This window comes from Streptomyces sp. IBSNAI002 (assembly GCF_052244475.1).
Classification (GTDB): domain Bacteria; phylum Actinomycetota; class Actinomycetes; order Streptomycetales; family Streptomycetaceae; genus Streptomyces.
In genome coordinates this window covers 6,700,519-6,723,011 of record NZ_JBQPXG010000002.1, presented here as the reverse complement: position 1 = coordinate 6,723,011, position 22,493 = coordinate 6,700,519, and the positions used below count along the sequence as shown (strand labels likewise).

Below are 22,493 nucleotides of genomic sequence, written 5' to 3'. Positions count from 1 at the left end.
CTTCCAGACGGCAGGCACGGCACCGTGCATGACAGTCGTCAAGTGCTCGGCCGTGTCAGTCCGGTGACGGGTCTGAATGCTGCGAAGTACGACGTGGATGTCTCCAACGCGGTCCCGGAGGATCCGGACGGAGAGAGCGGCTGGAGCGGCCTGTCGGGCGCCGGGCTGTTCTGCAATGAAATTCTGATCGCGCTAGTGGAGGCAGTACCAGACCTTTGGAGAGGTCGAACACTCTGGGCCTTGCCAGTGCGACGTCTACTTGCGCTTGATAGCTTCATAGCCGCACTGACTGCATATACAGGCGTCGCCCCCCAATTGGAGTCAGCCGACCAGAGCCCCCTCTTCCACGCCCCTCCCGTTCCACACTTATCACCGTCCTACTTGCTATCACCTCAGGCCGAGGTCGTGCCATTCACAGGTATGGCTGATCAGATCACTAACTTGACGTCCTGGTGCACCAGTCGGCGTGTGGTGGATGTGGCACTGGCCTTTGGCCCCGGAGGTGTAGGGAAGACACGGCTAGCGACGGAACTGATGCGTCGCATGACTCAGAGGCGGTCGCCTTGGACGGCAGGATTCTTATCAGACGTCCAGCGACCTGGTGTGTTGCCGGAATCACTAACGATGAACATCCGGCCGCTCCTGCTGATCCTTGACTACGCCGAGACCCGGGTTGATCAGGTTAATGAGGTGTTGCGCCTGTTCTCCGGTGCACGTCACGCCCATGACCCAGTGCGCATTCTGCTCCTCGCACGCACAGCGCACCGGTGGTGGACAGATCTCCAAGTGGACTGGCAGGGAACAACGGTGATGGATCGAGGCGCCCTGGTTCGGCTAGATCCCTCGGCGATGCATCCGCGTCTTGACAGCGCACGAAACTTCGAGGTAGCCACCCGCGCCTTCCGCGAGCGTATTGAGCACCTCATCGCGTTCGATGGATCACTGGAGACCAGCAGTGGTGACGGCCCGCTACAGGAGGTCCCATATGGTCACGATTCCACGGATCCACCCGACGAACTCGCCGTCTCTGTCCATATGGCCGCTCTCGCAAAGGTGTTGGAAGCCGTCACGGTTCCCTCCACCGCCGGCACCGTCCGTCCAGTTGACGTCCTGCTGGCCCACGAAAGCAGGTACTGGCGGCACAGCGCCCGCTCACACGGCCTGGAGAACGTCTTCCGCAAACAGCGGGACCTCTTACGTCAACTGGTAGCTGTGCAGCGCATTGTCGGTGCGGCGGAACGCCGAGATGCCCTGAACGCGGTCATGGCAGCATTTCGATTCCATGACCGCGACTTCGACACATCGCAGCCCCCGGACCGTGAAGTTATGCGCCGTATCGAGCAGATGCTTGCCGACCTCTACCCAGCGACGGACGGGGCACACTGGGGGGCCATGAGTCCAGACGTTCTCGCTGCTGAACTCATCGTTCAGGCAGACCGCGACGGAGACAGTGAACTCGTCGCCCACATTCTCCCCGACGCTGGCCTTTCCAGCGTCCAGCAGCACCGTGCTCTGTCCGTCCTGGCACGCGCCACGACACATCAGCCCACCCTCACGGACAGCGTCGCCCGCGCCGTTGCAGCTGCGCCGGACGTGCTCCTCACCACTGCACTCGATGTCACCGCCGGACTCCCCTCGCGTGACGCGGTCAGTTGGCTGACGGCGCTCAAACCTGCGGCCATCTCTCGAGCGAATAATGGTGAGCGCGACTCAACGAATCAGCTCCGACGACTAGACGCTCTCCTGGAGGAGCTCACGCCAAGAGCCAGCGCGCCCGCCCAGCGGGTTGACCCGGAGCCGGCGCCTGCCGAGTCTGACCTGGAGCCGGACTCGGAGGTTACTCAGCCCTCGGACTTCGTGCCTGCCGAGCCGGAGCCTACAGAGCCTTCGGAGTCGGCGCCTGCCGAGCCGGAGCTGGCGCTTCCGGCGGATCTCACCCTTCTCCTCCCTCCGCGGGCACACCTTGGAGCCCAGGAGCCGATCACCTCCTGGTTCCACTTCGCGAGTGGTGCCGTCATTGACCCGGAGAGACAGCAAAGGATGGATCACGCGCTGCGATGCCTCACGGAGGGGGCTCGCCGATCTAACAGACTCCTACCCGCCGTGAACACGATTGTCCTTGGCCGGGACAGCTCCATCGAGCTGAACCTCTCCACCGCCGCACCTGCCATCGAACCGTTCCGCTCCCAAGGAACCAACAACGTGTGGCGTTGTAGCAGTGACCACGTACTGCCAATCGACGTCGAGGTAAGCGCGCCACCACATGCTTACCCGGCTCTAGTGCACCTTGGCTGGACACCCGACGGAGCGATCACGTTCGTCGACCTGGAGCATGTCGGACTCATCCATCTCAAAGGCTCTGCTGCACACGTCCAACCCATTCTCGGCGAGCTGGCATTCGAGCTCACCCACAGGCCCCACGCCAACCGACCGCACGTCCATGTGACAGGCGTCCCTGGACACCTGTGGCACCTTGCTGACGCCACCCCGCACGACAGTGTTGAGGGTGCGATCGAAGCCGTACGGGCCCACAGCGCTCAGGTCCGCTCCGCGCTCCGCGCCCTGGGCGTCGCGCATCCCCGCGACGCCCGCTTGAACGACCCCCGGAACGACCTCTGGAAGCCACGGATCATCCTTGTCGGCCAGAACATGGTCGATGACGCCGCCAGAGAACTCGACCACATCCTCGATGCCCGCCCCCAAACCTGCCTGGGTGTAGTTGCTCGCGCACCATCGCCCAGCCACGGGCCAGCCGATAGATGGACCGTCATTCTCGATCCCTAGGTTGCCCGCCATGGGCCCGACTGCGCCGCAGTAGCGCACACAGGATTCCGCGCCCTACTTTCGACACGCTTCAGACTGACGACAAAACGATCAGGCCAGTGCCCTGAAGAATCCGTGCACGACCGTCCCGACACCACGATCCTTGGAATTTTGCCGAACAACGCACCCAAGAAGAGGGGGACCGGCATGGCCATGTTCCGCCGTTCCATTGACGAACAGCGCAATGAGACAGCCGACGAGCTCGCGCTGCTGCGTACCGAATTCGCACAGGAACTGCGGAGTGGCCTGGCCGAGCTCCGCAGCCTCAACACCGAGCTCCGCCAACAACTTGGCACTAGCCTGGAGAGCGGCCTGCAAGATCTTCGCGATGACCTACGCGAGCTCCGCCGTGAACTCAACGACGCCCACAAGACCATCACTGAATCTCGCCGCGAATCGGAATCGCTGCGCCTCGAGCTTGAGACAACACGCCGCGAAGCTGCCGAAGCAAGAATCGAACCTCTCGGCGACACAGCCGGATACCCCAGCCGGCCTGCACTCTCACCCGGTCCGTGGCCCCCGCCCACCCTTGGTGCACACATGCAGGTCCCTGACGGGGAACTCCCGGAGCCCGCCGCCGACGGTCCCGAAGAGCAACCCGGCGCGCCTACCAGGCAGCGGACACTGGACGTCGCACTGGAGCAAGCAGCAGGCATCAGTGCCGCCGATCTGATCTGCCACCGTGACGCGTGGGCGTTCATTGTGGAAGAGGCAGCCCAAAACGCGCACTTCCGCCTACCCGGGCTCGCCACCAATGGTGATGACGACGAGCAGACCCGCGTGACGCTCTCGGGACGCACCCTGCTTGCCATCCTCAGCGCGCTGCACACCACCCAGCACTCGCACACGACCTCACTTGAGGACCGTGCCCTCGCCGCGACGTACTACAGCCGAATCGTCAGTGTCATCAACGAGGCCGTTCCTTTGCAGAGCAATGCCAGCAGGACTCGGATTGTCATCGACGATCGCGCCCCATCCGGAACCGACTGATCGGCGCCCCTGCGCTGCCTGCCGGTCGAGCGAGGCACTCACTTCGGCAGGGGCCTCTGACAAGGCTGCAGGTCAGCGGGAGGCCAAGCGTTGCCGCCTCACCTCAAGCGGGTCGGCCACCCTCCGGAGGCCACCCACGAACAACTGTCGGTCGTGCCGCCTCCCCACTGCTGTGTGTACCAGTGCCTTCAACCCGATGAGCCTCCCCGACCAGTGACAATCCACCACCAGCCAGTGCGGCTGGGGAGAAGCTGGGGAGAATGAAGGTCCGTTGGGGAGCGGCTGGGGAGGATCGGCCGTACAAGCGGGCAGTACGGCGAAAGGGTCCGAAAGGCGGATCGTTGCAGGTCGGGGCGCCCGTGCAGTCGGTTTCCGCAGGTCAGCGGCGTGCGGGTGACGACTTCAAGAAGATCTCCTCCTGGGCCGCCATCTTGTTTGCACCCACATTGGTGGGAACCATCTACGGCATGAACTTCGAAGACATGCCGGAGCTCAAGTGGGCGGGCGGCTACCCCTTCGCGATCCTCCTGATGGCAGTGGTCTGCGTCAGCCTGTACGTCATCTTCAAGAAGCGCGACTGGCTGTAGGGAGGGGTGGGGGCCGGGCACAGTGGCGGTGTGCTGGTCGTGCTCGGAGGCGGGGGCGATGTTGTCGGTCAGCTTGACGTTGAACGCGTCGGCCGACAGGCCGTTGTTGGTGTCGCTGATCAGGTAGTCGAAGGCCTCACCGGGCGCCGGAGCCTTCGTAGCGAGGGCCTCCTTCGTGACGGCGAGGTCCGCGGTCTGCTTGTTGACCGTGCTGCCGGGCAGGCCCGCGGGGCTGCTGGTGTTGTTCTCCGGCTTGGGGTCCTTGGTCTGCGCGGTGGCGGTCGCCGTGTTGCGGACGCCGGGCCGTTGCCCGTGTCGGCGCGGCAGTGGGGCCGGTCTCCGCGGCCGCCACCGTGGGAACCGCGGACAGGACCAGGGACGCCGCCACGGTGCACAGGGCATGCGGTGCGCCGGCCTTCACTCGCCCACGCGAACCCATGCGGTCAGCTGTTCACACCGGCGCGCTGTCGGTCTTTGCTGGCTATCGGGTGATCAATTTCAGTCCCACGGCCTCATGGCAGCGGGTTTCCGAGGCGGAGGTTCCACCGGTTGGCCCGGCCCGTGAGGTGGAGGGTGGACAGCGGGCGGACGTCCAGGCGCCAGAACGACCCGTCCGGGGCTTCGAGGGCGTGGATCAGGGCCGCGCGGATGACGTCCGGTTCCACGACGGCCGTGAGAAGGCCGGGCTGGGCGGGGAGGGCGTCGAGCCAGGTGCCGACGCGGGTGCGTACGTCGCGCAGGGATTCCCCGCCGTGCGGCACGGCCGACGGGTCCGACAGCCAGGCGGCGACGGCCTCGCCTTCGGCGGCCGCCACCGCGTCCAGGGTCAGGCCCCGCCAGCGCCCCATGTCGCAGCCGGCCAGGGCGGGCGCCGGCTCCGGCCGCAGGCCCAGGGCCCGGGCGGTCTGGCGGCAGCGGAGGGACGGGGAGGCGTAACTGCGCGCGGTCCGGGGGACTGCGGCCGCGGCGGCCTCGGTGCGGGCGGTGCCCGCGGGATCGAGGGGGCTCTCGTCGTCGAAGCGGACGTCCCGCAGGGCCTCGCTCGTCGCGGGGGAGATCAGGGTCAGCCGGACGGTCATCGGGGCCTTTGCCGTAGCGGTGGGGGTGGGGCGTGGTCGGGCACGCGTGGTCGGGGTGGGCTCGGGACGGGCTCGGGCCGCGGTCGGGGTGTGCTGGGGCCGCCGTGGGCTGTGGTTCCCGGTTCGGCAGCTTATAGGGGGCGTGCGGGGGTGATGCAGGCCTCACGCTCTTGGCGGGCGGTGCCGCGCACGGTACCGTCAGGCGACATTTCAACAAAGTGACGACGGCGAGACGGAAGTCCGGTGTGAATCCGGCATGGTCGCGCCACTGTGTGCTGCGGCGCCATCCCCTGGGTGCGCCGCGGCGAGTCAGACCCGCGGACCGTCGTCCTGCACCACCGTATGGGACGCGTGTTCCCCGAGGAGGTTCCACCATGGCCGAGGCTGCCGTCTCCCCCGCCATACCCACCCCTTCCGGCTCTCTGCCGGCCCCGCTGCCCGTGCGCGCGGTACTGCCCTGGGCTCTCTTCGTCGGCCTGCTGATGCTCGTCGCCCTGTACTTCGTCGGTGCGGAGCAGGGCGCCACGTCCGTGTTCTCCGGTGCCGGCGTGCACGAATGGGTCCACGACGGCCGTCACCTGCTCGGCTTCCCCTGCCACTGAGAGGCAACGCACATGTACGCCTCGACTGTCAGAGGTCTCCTGGTCCGCGGCATGCTCGCGGGCCTGATCGCCGGGCTCTTCGCCTTCGCCGTCGCCTACGTCGTCGGTGAGCCCCCCGTCAACGGCTCCATCGCGGTGGAGGAGGCCCAGGCCGCGCAGGACGCGGCGGGCGCCCACGCCGGACACGGCGCCGAAGCCGCGCCGGAGGAGGAAGAGGAAGAACTGGTCAGCCGGCCGGTGCAGTCCACGGCCGGACTGGCCACCGGTGTCCTCGTCTACGGGGTCGCCCTGGGCGGCATCGCCTCCCTGGCGTTCTCCTTCGCCCTGGGGCGCGTGGGCCGGTTCGGCCCGCGGGCCACGGCGGCCCTCACCGCGGGGGCGGCCTTCGCCACCGTGTACCTGGTGCCGTTCCTGAAGTACCCGGCCACTCCGCCGGCGGTCGGCAACCCGGACACCATCGGGCAGCGCACCACGCTGTTCTTCCTGATGATCCTGCTCAGCGTGCTGCTCGGCGTCGGTGCGGTCATCGCCGGCCGCCGCCTGGCCCCGCGCCTGGGCAACTGGAACGCGACCCTGGCCGCCGGCGGCGGGTTCCTCGTCGCCACCGGCCTCGCGTTCGCGTTCCTGCCGGACAACGACGACGCGGTCAAGCCCGGTTTCCCCGCAGCCCTGTTGTGGGAGTTCCGGGTCGCCTCGCTGGCCGTGCAGGTCGTGCTCTGGGTGGTCTTCGCGATCGTGTTCGGCGTCCTGGCGCAGCGGCTGCTGGCTCCTCGGGCGGCCGAAACCGATGAGGCCCGTGCCGGTGCGCAGCCGAGGACGGCCGCCCTCGGCTGATCCGCGTTCCGCACCCACCGCGTGACCACTGCCCCGTCAGGCCCTCGAAGGCCCGGCGGGGCAGCGTCGTTCCCGCGGAAAGCGCCCGCGCCGAGTGCCGGGCCTACGCCGGCGTCGGCGGCATCGGGGGCAGCGGCGGCATCGGCAGCGGCGGCAGGGCCGGCTCGTACAGCCAGGCCGCGAGCAGGTCGTCCACCGGCTCCGCCGCGTAGCGGGCCACGTGCGTGACGAACGCGGCCGTGCTCACCACGCTGTGGCGGTGCAGGCCCGCCCAGTCGCGCAGCATGCGGAAGAAGGCGGCGTCGCCCAGGGCCCCGCGCACCGCGTGCACGGCGAGGCCGCCGCGCTGGTAGAGGCGGTCGTCGAACATCAGCTTGCGGCCCGGGTCGGCCAGCCGCAGGTCCTGCGGCTGCGAGGCCAGCAGCCGGTGCGCGGCGGCGGCGAGCTCGTGCGCGCTGCGCCCGCCGGAGCGCTCCGACCAGAGCCATTCCGCGTACTTGGCGAAGCCCTCGTTCAGCCAGATGTGCCGCCAGTCGGCGATGGTCACGCTGTTGCCGAACCACTGGTGCGCCAGCTCGTGGGCGATGAGGCGCTCGGACCCCCGGGCGCCGTCCACGTGGTTGACGCCGAACATGGACAGGCCCTGCGCCTCCACCGGGACGTCCAGTTCCTCGTCGGCGACGACCACCGCGTACTCGGCGAGCGGATAGGGGCCGAACAGCTCCTCGAACAGCCGCATCATGGCGGGCTGCCGGGCGAAGTCGCGGGAGAACTCCGGCAGCAGGTGCGCCGGGACATGGGCGCTCTGCGGTACGCCGCCGAGCCCGGGGTCGCCGAGCAGCACCGTCTGGTACATGCCGATGGACAGGCCGACCAGGTAGCTGGAGGTCGGCGCGGACTGCTCGTACACCCAGGTGGTCGTGCTGGCCTTCGTGGTGCGGGTGAGCAGGCGGCCCCCGGCGACCACCGTGTACGCGGAGGGGGTGTTCACCGAGAGGTGGTACGAGGCCTTGTCGGCGGGCCGGTCGTTGCACGGGTACCAGGAGGGCGCCCCGACGGGCTGGCTGGCCACCAGCGCGCCGTCGGTCAGCTCCTCCCAGCCGAGGCCGCCCCACGGGCTGCGCACCGGCTTGGGGTTGCCCGCCCAGTGCACCTCCACGGTGAAGGCGGCACCGGCCGGCAGCGGCTTGGCCGGGCGGATGCGGAGCTTGCCGCCCCGGTGCGCGTAGTGCGGGGCCCGGCCGTTGACGAGGACGCGGCCTATTCTGAACTCGGCCAGGTTCAGGTGGAACTCGGAGAGCGGCGCCCGCCCGGCGATCGCGCTGAGCCGGGCCGTCCCGGCCAGCCGGTTGGGGCCGGGCCGGTATTCCAGAGCGATTTCGTACCGGTGCACGCGGTAACGGGAGTCGCCGTTGGCCGGAAAATACGGGTCCGCTGCCGCTGTCTGCTGGCCGTTCACTGCCGCTTCCGTTCTGGCCCTTGTCAGGACCGCCACGCCTCGATCGGATTGCCCAGCCAGCGGGAGTCGGCGGGCACGGATTCCCCGGCCATCACGAGGGAGGCGGGACCCAGGGTGCTGCGGGCCCCGACCGTGCTCCCGGGCAGGACGATGCCGCCCGGGCCCAGGGTGGCGCCCTCATGGAGGACCACAGTATCCGTCCTCAAGATCCGGTCGTGGAAGAGGTGCGTCTGCAACACACAGCCGCGGTTCACACTGACCGCGTCACCCAGCTCCACCAGGTCCGTTTCGGGCAGCCAGTAGCTCTCGCACCACACGCCGCGGCCGATCCTGGCCCCCAGCGCACGCAGCCACAGGGACAGCACCGGTGTACCGGACACCGATCCGGCCAGCCACGGCACGGCCAGTACCTCGACGAAGGTGTCGGCCAGTTCGTTGCGCCAGACGAAACCGCTCCACAGCGGGTGCTCGCCGGTCCGGTGGCGTCCCACCAGCAGCCATTTCGCGGCCACGGCGACCGCGCACGCGGCCACGCCCGCGGCGAGCAGGACCGCACCGGACAGCAGCGCGGTTCCCCAGATCCCCAGCCCGCTCGCGGTGATCAGCGCGCAGAGCGCGGCCACGGTCAGCACGGCCAGCGCCGCCGAGCAGAAGACGGGGGCGAGCCGGCACAGCTCCACCAGGCCGCGCGCCCACAGCAGCCGCGCGGGCGGGTCGTAGGTGCGGCTCTGGTCGGCGTCGGCGGCGGACCGCGGCAGCCTGACCGGCGGCAGGCCCAGGTACGAGCTGCCCTTCTTGGCCTTCTTCGGGGTTGCGGACAGTACGCCGACCAGTCCGTCGTCCGGGACGGTACGGCCCGGCGCGGTCATGCCGGAGTTGCCGAGGAAGGCCCGGCGGCCGATCTCGGAGTGTCCGATCCGCACCCAGCCGCCGCCCAGTTCGTAGGGGGCGGTCAGGGTGTCGTCGGCGAGGAACGCGCCCTCGCCGACGGTGGTGAGGCTCGGCAGCGCGAGGACGGTGGACACCTCCGCGCCCCGGCCGATCTTCATGCCGAGCAGCCGCAGCCACACCGGTGTGATCAGTCCGGCGTACAGCGGGAAGAGCGTCTCGCGGGACAGGTCCATCAGCTGGGTCACGGTCCAGGCCTGCCAGCCGACCCTGCTGTGCGTCGGATGGTTCCCGGTGCGCAGCCCGAGGCTGAGCAGGCGTACGGAGACCAGCAGGAGCAGCGCGTACGCGAAGCCGAACGCGAGCGCCCCGGGCACCACGGCGAGCAGCGCTCCGGTGAGAGCGGCGGGCAGGTCCGCGCCGGCGGGTACGAACCGGCTGACGACGAGCAGGGCGGGCAGGGTGGCGAGCACCGGAAGGGCCGTGAGGCAGAAGCCGGTGGCCCCGTACATGGCCCGCCAGTGGACGGCCCGCGGCGGGCGTTCCTTGGGCCAGTTCCGCTTGGCCTTGCCGAGTTTGCCGGCGGGCGCCCCGGCCCAGCGCTGGCCGGTCGGGATCTGGCCGACGACGGCGGAGCCGGGGGCCACCTCGGCCCGCTTGCCGACGCGGGCGCCGGGGAAGAGGATGCTGCGCGTGCCGACGACGGCGCCCGCGCCGACCTTGACCGCGCCGATCTCGAGCCGGTCGCCGTCCAGCCAGTGGCCGGACAGGTCCACCTCGGATTCCACGGCGCAGCCGCGGCCGAGCTTGAGCATGCCGGTGACCGGCGGCAGGGAGTGCAGGTCCACGTCGGGGCCGATCTTGGCGCCGAGGGCGCGGCCGTAGCGCTCCAGCCAGGAGCCCGTGAGGGAGGTCGCGCCGACGTACTCGGCCAGCCGCTCGGCCGTCCACAGCCTCAGGTGGACGCTTCCGCCGCGAGGGTGGCGTCCGGCCCTGACCCCGCGCAGCAGCAGGCGGGCGCCGCCCGCCGCGATGGCCAGGCGGCCGGGCGGGCTGAAGAGCAGGGCCGCGCCCGCGGCGACGAGCCACCAGGAGGCGGTCGGCGCCCACGGGTAGGGCCCGAACCAGTGCAGGACGTTGCCCAGGGCCAGCAGCGCCACCGTCCAGCGCAGGCCGACGAGGGTGAACAGGGGGAGCAGCAGGAGCGACTGGATCGCCTTGGTGCGGAGCGGGACGGGCTCGATGGTGCGGGCCGCGCCGTCGTCCTGTACGGACTTCTCCAGGCGCCGCGCGAGCTTGCGCAGGGTGGGCTGCTGGTAGATGTCGAGGACGGCCGCGCTCGGGTAGCGGGCGCGCAGCCGGGTGGTGAGCTGGGCGGCGGCGAGGCTGTTGCCGCCGATGGCGAAGAAGTCGTCGGCGGCGCCGGCGACGGTCACCCCGAGGGTCTCGGTCCACTGCTCGGCGAGCCAGGCCTCGGTGCCGTAGAGCTGTTCGGCGGGGCCGGCGGTCTCCAGGTCGGGCAGCGGCCAGGGCAGTGCGTCGCGGTCGACCTTGCCGGAGGTGCGGGTCGGCAGCTCCTCGACCGGCGCGAGCAGGGGCACGAGGGCGGCGGGCAGTTCGGAACGCAGCCGTTCGACGGCGGCCGCCTGGTCCCAGCCCTCCTGGGTGACGAGGTAGCCGACGAGCAGCTGGTTGCCGCTGCGGGCGGTGCGTACGGCGGCTGCCGCGCCGGCCACGCAGGGCAGGGCCTGGAGGGCGGCGTCGACCTCGCCGAGCTCGATGCGCCGGCCGCCGAGCTTGATCTGCTCGTCGCCGCGGCCGAGGAAGACCAGGCCTTCCGGTTCGGCGCGGACGAGGTCGCCGCTGCGGTAGGCGCGCTGCCAGCCGAGGGATTCCAGCGGGGCGTACTTCTCGGCGTCCTTCTCGGGGTCGAGGTAGCGGGCGAGGCCGACGCCGCCGATGACCAGCTGGCCGCTGCCGCCCATCGGCACCGGCTCGCCGGACTCGTCGACCACGGCCAGTTCCCAGCCGTCCAGCGGCAGGCCGATGCGGATCGGCTCCTCGCCGGTCAGCAGCGAGGCGCAGGCGACGACGGTGGCCTCGGTGGGCCCGTACGTGTTCCATACCTCGCGGCCCTCGGTGACCAGGCGCTGGGTCAGCTCGGGCGGGCAGGCCTCGCCGCCGAAGATCAGCAGCCGGACCTCGTTCAGGGCCTCGGGCTCCCACAGCGCGGCCAGGGTCGGCACCGTGGAGACCACGGTGATCTCCTGTTCGACGAGCCAGGGGCCGAGGTCGGCGCCGCTGCGCACCTGGGAGCGGGGGACGGGGACGAGGCAGGCGCCGTAGCGCCAGGCCAGCCACATCTCCTCGCAGGAGGCGTCGAAGGCGACGGAGAGGCCGGCCATGACCCGGTCGCCGGGTCCGATCGGCTCCTCGGCGAGGAAGAGCGCGGCCTCGGCGTCCACGAAGGCGGCGGCGCTGCGGTGGCTGACGGCGACGCCCTTGGGCTTGCCGGTGGAGCCGGAGGTGAAGATGATCCACGCGTCGTGCTCGGGGCCGGGGCGGGCGGCGGCGGTTTCGGCCGGGGCGGCGGCCGGGGCGGTGTCGGCTGCGTCCCGGGATCCGGTCGTGTCGATGCGCTGTCCGGCGCCCACCACCGCCCGCACCCCGGCCTCGCCGAAGACCAGCTCGGCCCGTTCGTCGGGGTCCTCGGCGTCGACCGGCACGTATGCGGCGCCCGCGGCGAGCACGGCGAGGATCGACACGTACAGCTCGTTGGTCCCGGAGGGCACGCGGACCCCGACCCGGTCGCCGCGCCCCACGCCGGCGGCCGCGAGGGCCCGGCGCCGGCGCTCGACCTCGGCGGCCAGCGCCCGGTAGGTCAGCTGGGCGGTGCCGTCGTCCAGGGCGGGCTCGTCGGGGTACGCCCGTACGGAGGCGTCGAGGATGTCGACGAGGGTGCGCGGCGGGGCGGCGGGCCCGGCACGGAACAGGGCTGATTTGCCGGACTCGTCGAGCACTGCCGCGTCGTCGAGCAGGGTGCTGTCACCGCGCTCTGGTGTGGCTGCCATCGGCCCTCGCGTCTCGTTCCCGGAAGAGTCCCGGGTCGCCGGCGGAGGCCGGGATTGCCCGGGTTGTTCCGGTCCGGCGCCGAACAACCTGCCATTCTAGTGCGTCATCGAGAATTTTCGCTTCGAAGCCTCGAGTGTGGCCGATACGGCGCGGCCCCCTCGTAGGAGTGATCATCGGTGTGTCCGCGCGTGCGGAGGCCGCGCGCCCGCCAAGGATGCGGGCATGCATCCCCATTCCTCGCTGCTGCGCCGCGGCCTCGTCCCGTTCGTGGCCGCCCTCGCCCTGCTGACCACCGCCGCCTCCTCCGCGGCAGCCGCTTGGGAGCCGTGCGGCTCCCTCATCACCGCTCCGCTCTCCCCGCCGGTCAGCGCCGAAGACCCCTGCCCCAGCACCGACCCGGTCGTGTGCCGGATCCGGGTCCTGCCGTACGGGGAGAAGGTCGAGGCCCAGCGGACGCGGATGCGTTACCACGGGCTCCTCGAGGACATGCACCGCACCGAGGCCAACATGCGCGAGGCGGGGGCCTCCGAGGAGGAGATCGCCCGGGAGCTGGTGGACATGCGCAACCAGGCCAAGGAGATCACCCGGGCCGGGATGACCCCGGAGGAGGTGCGGATCCTGGAGGAGCGGAACATCGCCAAGTACGGCAACCCGCTCGGACCGACCGCGGACCAGCTCTACGCCAAGTACGGCTCCTGGCAGAAGGTCACCGACGCGTCGATGAGGACCAGTTACGCCGTCGACCGCGAACTCAGCCTCGAATACCGCCCCTGCCCCGTCCAGGTCCGCCCCTGACCCCGGTCAGCCGAGCTGGCGGTGGACCAGTTCGTGGAACAGGCCCGACGGGTCGGCGAGGAGGTCGGCGGGCGGGCCCTGTTGGACGACGCGGCCGTCCGCCATGGCGATCACCCGGTCGGCGTCCATGACCGTGGACAGCCGGTGGGCGATCACGACGCGGGTGGCGCGCAGGGCTCGGGTGGATTCGATGACCACGCGCTGGGCCTCGTTGTCCAGCGCGCTGGTGGCCTCGTCGAAGAACAGGACGCGTGGCTTGCGGATGAGGGCCTGGGCGATCATCAGCCGCTGGCGCTGGCCGCCCGAGACGGTGCCGCCGCCGTCGGAGAGCATGGTGTGCATGCCCATCGGCATGGCCTTGATGTCCTCGGCCAGTCCCGCCATCGCCGCGGCCTCCCAGGCCTCTTCCAGCGAGAACGTCCCCGCGCCGCGGATGCAGTCGAGGATCGAGCCGGTGAAGGGCTGCGCGTTCTGCAGGACGACGCCGCACTGGCGGCGCACGGCCGCCGCGTCCAGCGCCGCCAGGTCCTGGCCGTCGTACCGGACGCTGCCGGAGACGGGCTTGTCGAAGCCGATCAGCAGCCGCAGCAGGGTCGACTTGCCGCAGCCGCTGGCGCCGACGATCGCGACGAACTCCCCCGGCCGGACCCGGAAGCCGACGCCGTCGAGGACGAGCGGACCGTCGTCGAAGTAGCGGAAGGACAGGTCCTCGGCTTCGAGGGCGCCGGTCAGCTCGCCGGGGCGGATGCCGGCCCGGCCGGTTTCGGGGGCCGCCTGGAGCAGTGGCTTGACCTGTTCGAACATCGGCAGCACGGCGGCGACCGAGATCAGGGCTCCGGTGAGCTGCGTGACCGAGGACATCAGCATGGTCAGGGCGGTGCTGAAGGTCAGGAACTCGGCGGCGGTCATGCTGCCGCGGGCCGGTCCGGCGAGCAGTACGAACATCACCAGCGTGCACAGCGGCAGGTACACGGCGCCCAGCACGGTGGTCACGTTCTGCACCCGGCCGATGCGCTGGTGCAGTTCGCGGGTGCGGGCGAACTCCCGCGCCCAGGCCGCGTAGGCGAAGCTCTCGGCCGCGGCGACGCGCAGCTTGGGCAGTCCGCGCAGGGTCTGGAAGGCCTGGTTGCCCAACTGGTTGCCCAGTTTGACCAGTCGGCGCTGGTAGCGGAGCTGCCACAGCCCCAGGCCCAGGAAGACCGCCGCCACGACGAGGAGCATGGCGAGCGCCGCCATCGCCAGCGGCACGCTGTAGAGGAGCAGCAGGACCAGGTTCATCGCGGCGACCGCGAGGGCCTGTACGCAGACCGCGCCGGTCCCGGACAGCATGGCGCGGATGGCGCTGACTCCCATGGCCGCTCCGGCCAGTTCGCCGGTGGAGCGGCCGGTGAAGAAGGTGGTGGGCAGCCGCAGCAGCCGGTCCCACACAGCAGGCTGCAAGGTGGCCTCGATGCGGCCCTCCAGTCGCAGCACGGACAGGTTCTGCAGGAGCATGAACGCGGCCGCGACGACGCCGGTCGCGATGAGCGCGATCGCGGTCTGCACGATGAGGCCGCTCTCGCCCTGCGGGACGTACCGGCCGAGCACCCGGCCGGTGGCCACGGGCACCAGTGCGCCCAGCAGCACGGCGACCAGTCCGCCCAGGGCGAGGCGGCGCAGCTCCGGACCCGTGCCGTGCAGGCCGAAGCGGAGCAGGGCGGGCAGGCCGGGCCGGCCGTCGGGCAGCGGGCGGTAGAACATGACGGCGCGCGGCTCGTAGGCGGCCGCCGTACGGCCGTCGAGGCGCTCGCGCCGGCCGGTGGCGGGGTCGGCCGCCTCGTAGCGGCCGCGCCGCCACAGCAGGGCGACGGGGGCGCCGTCCTCCTCCCGGCGGCCCACCAGCGGGCCCGAGTCCTCCCGCCACCAGCGCCCGCCGAGGCGGACCTCGCGGGTGCGGACCCGCGAGGCGAGCGCGATGCGTTCGACGGGGTCGGTGCGCTCGGGGTCCGCGTCCGCGCCGCCCGGTTCGGACAGGGTGATGCGGGCCTCGCCGGCCACCAGGCGGCACACGGCGAGGGTCGCGTCGACGCTCGCGCCGCGGTGCCGGGAGCGGCCGCCGGCGCCGCCGATGGAGGCCAGCAGGGTCCGGTCGGCCTGGGTACGGGCCGCCTGGCCGGCCTCGACGCCCGCCGCCATCCGGTCCTCGTGGGCGCGCTCGGCCTCCTCGATGGATCGGTCCAGGGCGTACAGCAGCCGGTACTGCTGGTCGACCATGCCCTGCCAGATCGCCGGGTCGAGGAGCAGGGTGCCGGCCGCGCCCCGTTCGTACACGGCGCCGTACCGCACGCCGCCCGGGGTGACCCGGATCCACAGGATGTCGTCGTCGGCCGCGCCGTCCACGGCCGCGGCACGGCCTTCCAGCGGTGCCTGGTAGAGCACGCGCAGGCCGCGGCCGACACCGCGGGCGAAGGCGTCCTCGAGGGGGCTGGGGTACACCGGCTGGGGGGCGTACTCCCCCTGGTCGGTCCAGCCGTTGGGGTGGGGCGCGCCGTGGCCGGGGGCGGGCAGCTCGCGCAGCTCGATGCGGCGCAGCCGGCACCCGTGCAGGGGGCGGCCCACCAGGGTGTGCCCGGGGCCCTCGACCGGGCCCTGGAGCAGGGTGCCCGCCTCCAGGCGGCCGAGGAAGTGCCAGGGCCCGGCCTGCGCCGCGTCGACGGCGAAGAGGTCCAGCGCGCCGTGTACGACGAGCCACAGCACGAGCGGGCCCTCCAGGGCCAGGCTGCGCAGCCCCGTGCAGTCGACCGGCGATCCGAGCCGGCCGAGGGCCGCGACGACGGGGTCGTACGGTGCGCCCGGGGCGCCGTGCCAGGGTGCGGCGGGGGGCACGGCCTGGTGTGCGTACGTCACGTCAGTGCTCCTTGACCAGGGCCGCGTACGGGCCCCGCGCGGCGACCAGGTGCTCGTGGCGGCCGCGTTCCACGACGGTGCCCCGGTCGAGGACGACGATCTCGTCGCTGTCGCGCACGGTGCTCAGCCGGTGGGCGATGACCACGCAGGCGCAGCCGCGGCGCCGCAGGTTGTCGATGACGGTCTGCTCGGTCACCGCGTCCAGGGCGCTGGTCACTTCGTCGAGGACCATGACGCTGGGGCGGCGCACGAGGGCGCGGGCGATCTCCAGCCGCTGGCGCTGACCGCCGGAGAAGTTGCGGCCGTCCTGTTCGACGCGGCTGTGGATGCCGCCCGGGCGGCGGGCCACCACCTCGTGGACGGCGGCGTCCTCCAGGGCGGCGACGACGGCCTCGTCGGGGAGGGAGGGGTCCCACAGGGTGATGTTGTCGCGGACGGTGCCCTCGAAGAGGAACACGTCCTGGTCGACGAAGGAGACGGAGGCGGCGAGCACGCTGCGCGGAATGTCCTCCAGCCGCATGCCGTCGATGCGGATGGCCCCCTGCCAGGGGGTGTGGAGTCCGGACATCAGCCGTGACACGGTGGACTTGCCGCTGTCGGAGCCGCCGACGAGCGCGACCTGCTGCCCGGGGCCGACCGACAGCGAGAAGCCCTTGAGCAGCGGGGCGTCCAGCGGGCTGTAGCCGAAGGTGACGTCGTCCAGTTCCACGTGGCCCTTGAGGCGGCGGGTGCCCCCGGCGGGCTCGCGCCGTGAGAAGACCGGGTCGACGGGGAAGTTCTCGACGTCCTTGAGGCGGGCGACGTCGGCGGCGAAGTCCTGGATCCGTCCGGCGACGCCGCCCAGCCGGGAGATCGGCGCGGTGAAGCTGGTCACCAGGGCCTGGAAGGCGACGAGCAGGCCGACGGACAGGTGCCCCTCCACGGCCCGCAGGCCGCCGGTCATCAGGATCAGCGCACTGTTGAGGGCGGCCAGGGTGGGCGCGACGATCGCCAGCCACGCGCCGGGCACACCGAGCCGCTGCCGGACGTCGAGGGTGACCGCGTGCTGTCCGGCCCAGCGGCGGAAGAAGCCGTTCTCCCCGCCGGTGGCCTTCATCGTCTCGATGAGCCGGAGACCGGTGAAGGAGGTGTTGGTCAGCCGGGCGCTCTCGGCGCGCAGTTTCCGGGTGCCGGTGGCCCGCAGCCGGATCACGACGCGCAGGGCCACTACGTTGAGCAGGGCCACGGCCACGCCGACGAGGGTGAGCTGCGGGTCGTAGGTCCACAGCAGCACGGCGTAGAGCACGACGACGACGGCGTCCACCCCGGCGGCGGCCAGGTCCCGGGCGAGGGTCTCGGCGACCGCGTCGTTGGACTGGAGCCGCTGGACCAGGTCGGCCGGGCCGCGCTGGGAGTAGAAGGTGACGGGGAGGCGGAGCAGGTGGCGCAGGAAGCGTGCGCTGCCCAGGGTGGAGGAGATGACGCGTCCGCGCAGCAGGTTGGCCTGTTGGAGCGCGGTGAGCACGGCGGTGAGCACCAGGGTGGCGGCCATCGCCGCGAACAGCACGCCCAGCAGCGACGTCTGCTCGCCGATGAGGAACATGTCGATGTAGGTGCGGCTGAGCGCGGGCACCGAGGCGCCGACGGCGACCAGCAGGAGGCTGGAGACGACGGCGGCGGCCAGGGTGCCCGAAGTGCCGCGCAGCCGGCCCGGTACGGCGCCGAGGACGCCCGGCTTGCGGCCGCCGCGGCCGAAGCCCTCGCCGGGTTCGAAGGTGAGCACCACCCCGGTGAAGCTGGTGTCGAACTCGTCCATGGGGACGAACCGGCGGCCCTTGGCGGGGTCGTTGACGTAGACGCCCCGGCGGCCGAAGCGGCGGCCGGTGCCGTCGTAGACGACGTAGTGGTTGAACTCCCAGAAGAGCACGGCGGGGGCCCGCACCTCGGCGAGCGCGGCCAGGTCCATCTGCATGCCCTTGGCCTTCAGCCCGTAGCCGCGGGCCGCCTTGAGCAGGTTGCTGGCGCGGGAGCCGTCGCGGGAGACGCCGCAGCCGATGCGCAGTTCCTCCAGGGGCACGTGGCGGCCGTAGTGGCCGAGCACCATGGCCAGGGCGGCGGCTCCGCACTCCACGGCCTCCATCTGGAGCACGGTGGGGGTGCGTACGGTCCGGGGCGCGGCTCCCCCGGGGGCCTTGCGGGCCCTGGGCGCGGGCGCGGACCGGCGTCGGGACCGGCTCGGGGCGGCCCTGCGCGGCGCGGTCACGGCAGGAGCCAGTCGACGGGGCGCTGCGCGGCGAGGTGGACGGCGCCGGTGACGGGGGTGGCGGAGTCGACGGCGTACGGGGGCCCGTCGGCGGAGGACCAGCGGTAGCCGGACTTCGTGGCGGAGGAGCGCTCCAGCTCCACGAGGACCGCGACCGGGCTGCCCTGCCGGGAGAACCGTTCGGCGAGGCCCTCGTCCCCGAGGAAGGCGCCGATCTGCGCGGGCGTCCGGGGCGTGCGGCCGACGGCGGTGACCCGGCCGCGCAGTACGCCGAACTGCCGCTGGGGGACGGACTGGACGGTCAGGTCGACGGAGGCGCCCACGGCGATCGCCGCACCGCCGGAGCCCGGCACGTAGAGCACGGCGACCAGGGGGTCGTCCGGGTTCTTCACGTGCTCCAGGGTGGCCACGTCGGCGCCGGTCGTGACGACCGAGCCCACCCGGGCGACCAGTGTGGCCAGCCGGCCGCCGGTCACCGCGCGCACGGGCCGGTCGCCCTGCTCCGTGCGGACGGTGAGCAGGGGCGCGCCGGGGGGCAGCAGCCGGCCCTCCTCGGCGAGCACCTCGGTCACCTGGCCCGCGACGGGGCTCTGGAGCACGTAGCTGCCCTCGGGGCGGGTGAGGACGCCGGGCGCGCTCAGCTTGGCGGAGACGGTGCCCGTGACGGCCCAGAAGGTCGCGGCGGCCATGACGAGGACGGTGACGGCCAGGACGAGCCGCCCCTGCGGGCGGGCGAAGCGTACGGGCAGGTCGAGTTCTTCGGGCGATTGCAGCTTGGAAAGAGCCTTTTGGCGAAACTCCACGGACTATTCCTTCAACTGCATTCGTTCGGCCGCATTCGGTCGGCGGCGTTTCCTGGGACTGCCCGCACTCAATTGCGTGAACCCCGGAGCCGTGGGGGACGCTCCGGGGTTCGCGCGTTATCGGCTCAGAGACCGGCGCGGCCGAGGTTCACGGAAACGCCGGTGACGCCCGAGACCAGACCGGGGACGCCCGCGACCAGACCCTGCGCGGTCTGGACGGTGTCGAGGGAGCCCACGAGGCCCACCACGCCGTTGACGTCGCTGGTCACAGCGCCGGCCACGCCGCCGGAGACGCTGATGACACCGCCGGAGACGGCGTCCAGCTCGGTGTCGTCGATCTCACGGGTCTCGATGTTGTCACGCATGATGCGCACCTTTCGTTGCAGGGGGAACTCGGCCGCGATTCTCCGGCGGCCGCAGCGGCTTGATGAAAGCACGCGAACGGGCTGCCGGGCCAATCCCGTTGACGCTTGCTTACCGGCCGAAGAGTTCCCCGAATGGCGCGTGTGGCGCTTCGTTCACCGAATGGTCACAGCTTCTCTGCGAGATCGGGTAACGGAAATGCGGGGCATGGCGTCCTAGGGGGAGGAAGGGGACGAACACCCATCAAGCGCATGGGACATGTCCGGCATTCCGCTGGGCGGTGAACACGGCCGGGCCCGTTCGCGCACACCGTGTGCAGATTTCCGTCAGGCGGGGCCGGGCAGCACCTGCTCCGCCCAGATGACCTTGCCCTCGGTCGTGTACCGGGTGCCCCAGTGCTCGCTGAGCTGCGCCACCAGGAACAGTCCGCGCCCGCCCTCGTCCGTGGTGGCGGCGTACCGCAGGTGCGGGGCCGTGCTGCTGCCGTCCCACACCTCGCAGGTCAGCGTGTGGTCGTGCAGCAGCCGTACCCGGACCGGCTCACGGCCGTGGCGCAGGGCGTTGGTGACCAGTTCGCTGAGGATCAGCTCCGTGGCGAAGCCGAGTTCTCCCAGGCCCCACTCCTCGAGCTTGGCCGCGGCGGCGTTGCGTACGACGCCGACGGCGCTCGGGTCGGGCGGCACGTCCCACTGCGCGACCCGGTCCGGGCCGAGGGTCCGCGTCCGGGCGACGAGCAGCGCCACGTCGTCTCCGGGCCGGTCGGGCAGCAGGGTGTCGAGAACGGCCCGGCAGCTGTCGCGGGGGTCCCGGCCGGGGTGGCTCAGGGCCGTGCGCAGCAGCTCCAGCCCCTCGGCGATGTCCCGGGACCGCTCCTCGACCAGCCCGTCGGTGTACAGGACGAGCTGGCTGCCCTCCGGCAGGTGCAGCTCGGCGGTCTCGAAGGGCATGCCGCCCAGGCCCAGCGGGGGCCCGGTCGGCAGTTCCACGATCCGGGCCGTGCCGTCGGGGGTGACCATCAGGGGCGGCAGGTGTCCGGCCCGTGCCATGGTGCAGATCTGGGACACCGGGTCGTAGACGGCGTACAGGCAGGTCGCGCCCAGTACGCCGACGCTGCCGCCCTCGCCGTCCCCGGTGTCGTCGTGGTCGATGCGCTGGACGAGGTCGTCGAGGCGGGCCAGCAGGTCGTCGGGGGGCAGGTCGAGGGAGGAGAAGTTGTGCACGGCGGTGCGCAGCCGTCCCATGGTGGCCGCGGCGTGCAGACCGTGCCCGACGACGTCTCCGACGACCAGGGCGACCCGGCTGCCGGGCAGCGGGATCACGTCGAACCAGTCCCCGCCCACTCCGGACTGCGCGGGCAGGTAGAAGTGCGCCACGTCCACGGCGCTCTGCTCGGGCAGGGCGCGCGGCAGCAGGCTGCGCTGGAGCGTTTCGGCGAGGGCGTGCTCGCGGGTGTAGCGGCGGGCGTTGTCCATGCTGATGGCCGCGCGGGCGACGAGTTCCTCGGCCAGGGACAGGTCGTCCTCGTCGAAGGGCTCCGGCTTCTGCGACCGCCAGAAGTTGACCACCCCGAGCACGACGCCGCGGGCCGTCAGCGGGGCCGCGATGAGCGAGTGGATCCCGTACTCGACGATGGCCTGTGCGCGCGGCGGGTCCTGGGCCTGCCAGCCGGGCGCGTCGGCGAGGTCGGGGACCAGTTCCGCCTTGCCGGTGCCGTAGCCGCGGGCCTGCGGGGTGGACGGCAGGAAGTCGATCAGCCGGCCGAGGGGGTAGAGGGGGTGGTCGGAGCGGATGCCGGCGACGGCCGTGCGCCGCATGTCGACTCCCGGACCGGGCTCGTCGCCGTCGAGCACCGGATCGGCGAGGTCGACGGTGACGAAGTCGGCGAACCGGGGGACGGTGACGGCGGCGAGCTCTTCGGCGGTCCGCTCCACGCCGAGGGTGGTGCCGATGTCCACGCCGGCGTCGTAGAGCAGCTTGAGCCGTTTGCGGGCCGTCTCGGCCCGGCTGGTCAGCAGCCGCATCTCGGTGGAGTCGCGGATGGTGACCGCGGTGCCCTCGGCCCGGCCCCGGGTGTGGGTGGGCCGCTGGTTGACCACGAGCAGCCGGTCCCCGGTCTCCAGCACCTCGTCGGTGGCCACCCGGCCGGACAGCAGCAGGTCCGCCATCCGGCGGTCCAGGCCCGGTACGTCGCCGATGTGGCGGCCCTCGGCGTCGTCCGGCAGCCCGAGCAGCCGTTTGGCCTCGTCGTTCGCCAGCAGCAGCCGTCCCTCGCCGTCGGTGATCAGCACCCCTTCGCGCACGGAGTGGAGCACCGCGTCGTGGTGCTCGTACATGCGGGTCATCTCCTGCGTGCCCAGCCCGTGGGTCTGCCGGCGCAGCCTGCGGCTGATCAGCGCCGTGCCGCCGGTGGCCAGGGCCAGGCCGGTCGCGATGGCCAGCAGGATGACGGGGAGCTGGCGGTCGACGACACCGCTCACGTTCTTCACGGTCAGGCCCGCCGAGACCAGGCCGACGACCTTGCCGTCGGGCCCGGTGACCGGCACCACCGCCTGGATCTCCTTGCCGAGCGGGCCCTGGACGCTCTCGGTGTGGACCTGGCCGGCGAGCGAGGGCTCGATGGTGCCGACGAAGCGCTTGCCGATGCGGTCGGGCTGGGGGTGGCTGTAGCGGATGCCGTCGGTGTTCATCACCACGATGAAGTCCACCCCCGCGTCCTTGCGGGTCGCCTCGGCCAGCGGCTGCAGGACGGCCGACGGATCGGACGTCTTCAGGGCCTCCTGCAGCCCCAAGGAGTGCGCGAAGGTCTGGGCGACGGCCACCGACCGGCTGCGTGCTTCCCGGTCGATGTCGTGTCGCGACTGGAGCACCAGGGCCAGGAGTGCGCCGGCGGCGAGCAACACCACGATCGCCACCTGGAGGACGAACACCTGTCCGGCGACGCTTCTGGTTCGGTTGCCTAGGGGTGACCGCACCGACGTGCCCGGCACGGGTGGCGAGGAAGGGTCACGATCCCAGTTGTAGCACCTCGAGGGCCCTCGTACCCGCGAAGCGCACGCGGCGCAGCCGGACG

General features: G+C 71.6%; 13 protein-coding genes and 1 pseudogene. 6 read left to right on the top strand and 8 right to left on the bottom strand.

Translation table 11 applies throughout. The features are described 5' to 3' along the window. Positions 1-624: 624 nt before the first annotated feature. From ACTVZO_RS31735 to ACTVZO_RS31725, 3 genes and pseudogenes are all read left to right on the top strand, one after another. Positions 625-2,784, top strand: a complete 2,160-nt coding sequence (locus tag ACTVZO_RS31735) for a hypothetical protein (protein WP_443303436.1) — start codon at positions 625-627, stop codon at positions 2,782-2,784. A gap of 114 nt (positions 2,785-2,898) precedes the next feature. Further along, positions 2,899-3,813: a hypothetical protein gene (locus ACTVZO_RS31730; RefSeq protein ID WP_443301590.1), complete on the top strand. Its 915-nt coding sequence runs from the start codon at positions 2,899-2,901 to the stop codon at positions 3,811-3,813. Between the two features lie 401 nt (positions 3,814-4,214). Beyond that, positions 4,215-4,400 (top strand): annotated as a pseudogene (locus ACTVZO_RS31725) (CorA family divalent cation transporter); the annotation flags it as partial. A gap of 512 nt (positions 4,401-4,912) precedes the next feature. Here ACTVZO_RS31725 and ACTVZO_RS31720 read toward each other — a convergent pair. Further along, positions 4,913-5,479, bottom strand: a complete 567-nt coding sequence (locus ACTVZO_RS31720) for a histidine phosphatase family protein (protein WP_443301589.1) — start codon at positions 5,477-5,479, stop codon at positions 4,913-4,915. 374 nt (positions 5,480-5,853) lie between these two features. Here ACTVZO_RS31720 and ACTVZO_RS31715 point away from each other — a divergent pair, with 374 nt between their 5' ends. After that, entirely contained in the window at positions 5,854-6,081 is a 228-nt protein-coding gene (locus ACTVZO_RS31715) for a CbtB domain-containing protein (protein ID WP_384230533.1), read from the top strand. A 12-nt stretch (positions 6,082-6,093) separates the two neighbouring features. Continuing rightward, entirely contained in the window at positions 6,094-6,915 is an 822-nt protein-coding gene (locus ACTVZO_RS31710) for a CbtA family protein (protein WP_443301588.1), read from the top strand. Positions 6,916-7,018: 103 nt separating this feature from the next. Here ACTVZO_RS31710 and ACTVZO_RS31705 read toward each other — a convergent pair whose 3' ends face one another. Together ACTVZO_RS31705 and ACTVZO_RS31700 are read right to left on the bottom strand one after the other, a co-directional pair. Continuing rightward, on the bottom strand, positions 7,019-8,374 hold the full coding sequence (locus ACTVZO_RS31705; protein ID WP_443301587.1) for a M1 family metallopeptidase: 1,356 nt from the start codon (positions 8,372-8,374) through the stop codon (positions 7,019-7,021). 23 nt (positions 8,375-8,397) lie between these two features. Continuing rightward, positions 8,398-12,333 carry a Pls/PosA family non-ribosomal peptide synthetase gene (locus tag ACTVZO_RS31700; RefSeq protein ID WP_443301586.1) on the bottom strand — a complete coding sequence of 1,312 codons (3,936 nt, stop codon included), beginning with the start codon at positions 12,331-12,333 and terminating at the stop codon, positions 8,398-8,400. Positions 12,334-12,556: 223 nt separating this feature from the next. Between ACTVZO_RS31700 and ACTVZO_RS31695 the strand changes: the two genes are divergently transcribed. Continuing rightward, the gene (locus ACTVZO_RS31695) at positions 12,557-13,129 is read left to right on the top strand and encodes a hypothetical protein (RefSeq protein WP_443301585.1); all 573 of its coding nucleotides are present in this window, start codon (positions 12,557-12,559) and stop codon (positions 13,127-13,129) included. A gap of 6 nt (positions 13,130-13,135) precedes the next feature. Here the strand turns inward: ACTVZO_RS31695 and ACTVZO_RS31690 are convergent, their stop codons facing one another. The 5 genes from ACTVZO_RS31690 to ACTVZO_RS31670 all read right to left on the bottom strand — a co-directional run bounded on the left by ACTVZO_RS31690 (position 13,136) and on the right by ACTVZO_RS31670 (position 22,350). After that, positions 13,136-16,015, bottom strand: coding sequence for an NHLP bacteriocin export ABC transporter permease/ATPase subunit (locus ACTVZO_RS31690; protein WP_443301584.1), 2,880 nt, complete (start codon positions 16,013-16,015; stop codon positions 13,136-13,138). A 1-nt stretch (position 16,016) separates the two neighbouring features. Next, positions 16,017-18,134 carry an NHLP family bacteriocin export ABC transporter peptidase/permease/ATPase subunit gene (locus ACTVZO_RS31685; RefSeq protein ID WP_443303327.1) on the bottom strand — a complete coding sequence of 706 codons (2,118 nt, stop codon included), beginning with the start codon at positions 18,132-18,134 and terminating at the stop codon, positions 16,017-16,019. Positions 18,135-18,253: 119 nt separating this feature from the next. After that, positions 18,254-19,060, bottom strand: a complete 807-nt coding sequence (locus tag ACTVZO_RS31680; protein ID WP_443301583.1) for an HlyD family efflux transporter periplasmic adaptor subunit — start codon at positions 19,058-19,060, stop codon at positions 18,254-18,256. Positions 19,061-19,185: 125 nt separating this feature from the next. Then, the gene (locus tag ACTVZO_RS31675) at positions 19,186-19,425 is read right to left on the bottom strand and encodes a hypothetical protein (RefSeq protein WP_443301582.1); all 240 of its coding nucleotides are present in this window, start codon (positions 19,423-19,425) and stop codon (positions 19,186-19,188) included. Positions 19,426-19,749: 324 nt separating this feature from the next. Next, complete coding sequence (locus ACTVZO_RS31670) at positions 19,750-22,350, bottom strand: SpoIIE family protein phosphatase (protein WP_443301581.1); 2,601 nt, start codon at positions 22,348-22,350, stop codon at positions 19,750-19,752. Positions 22,351-22,493: the final 143 nt, after the last annotated feature.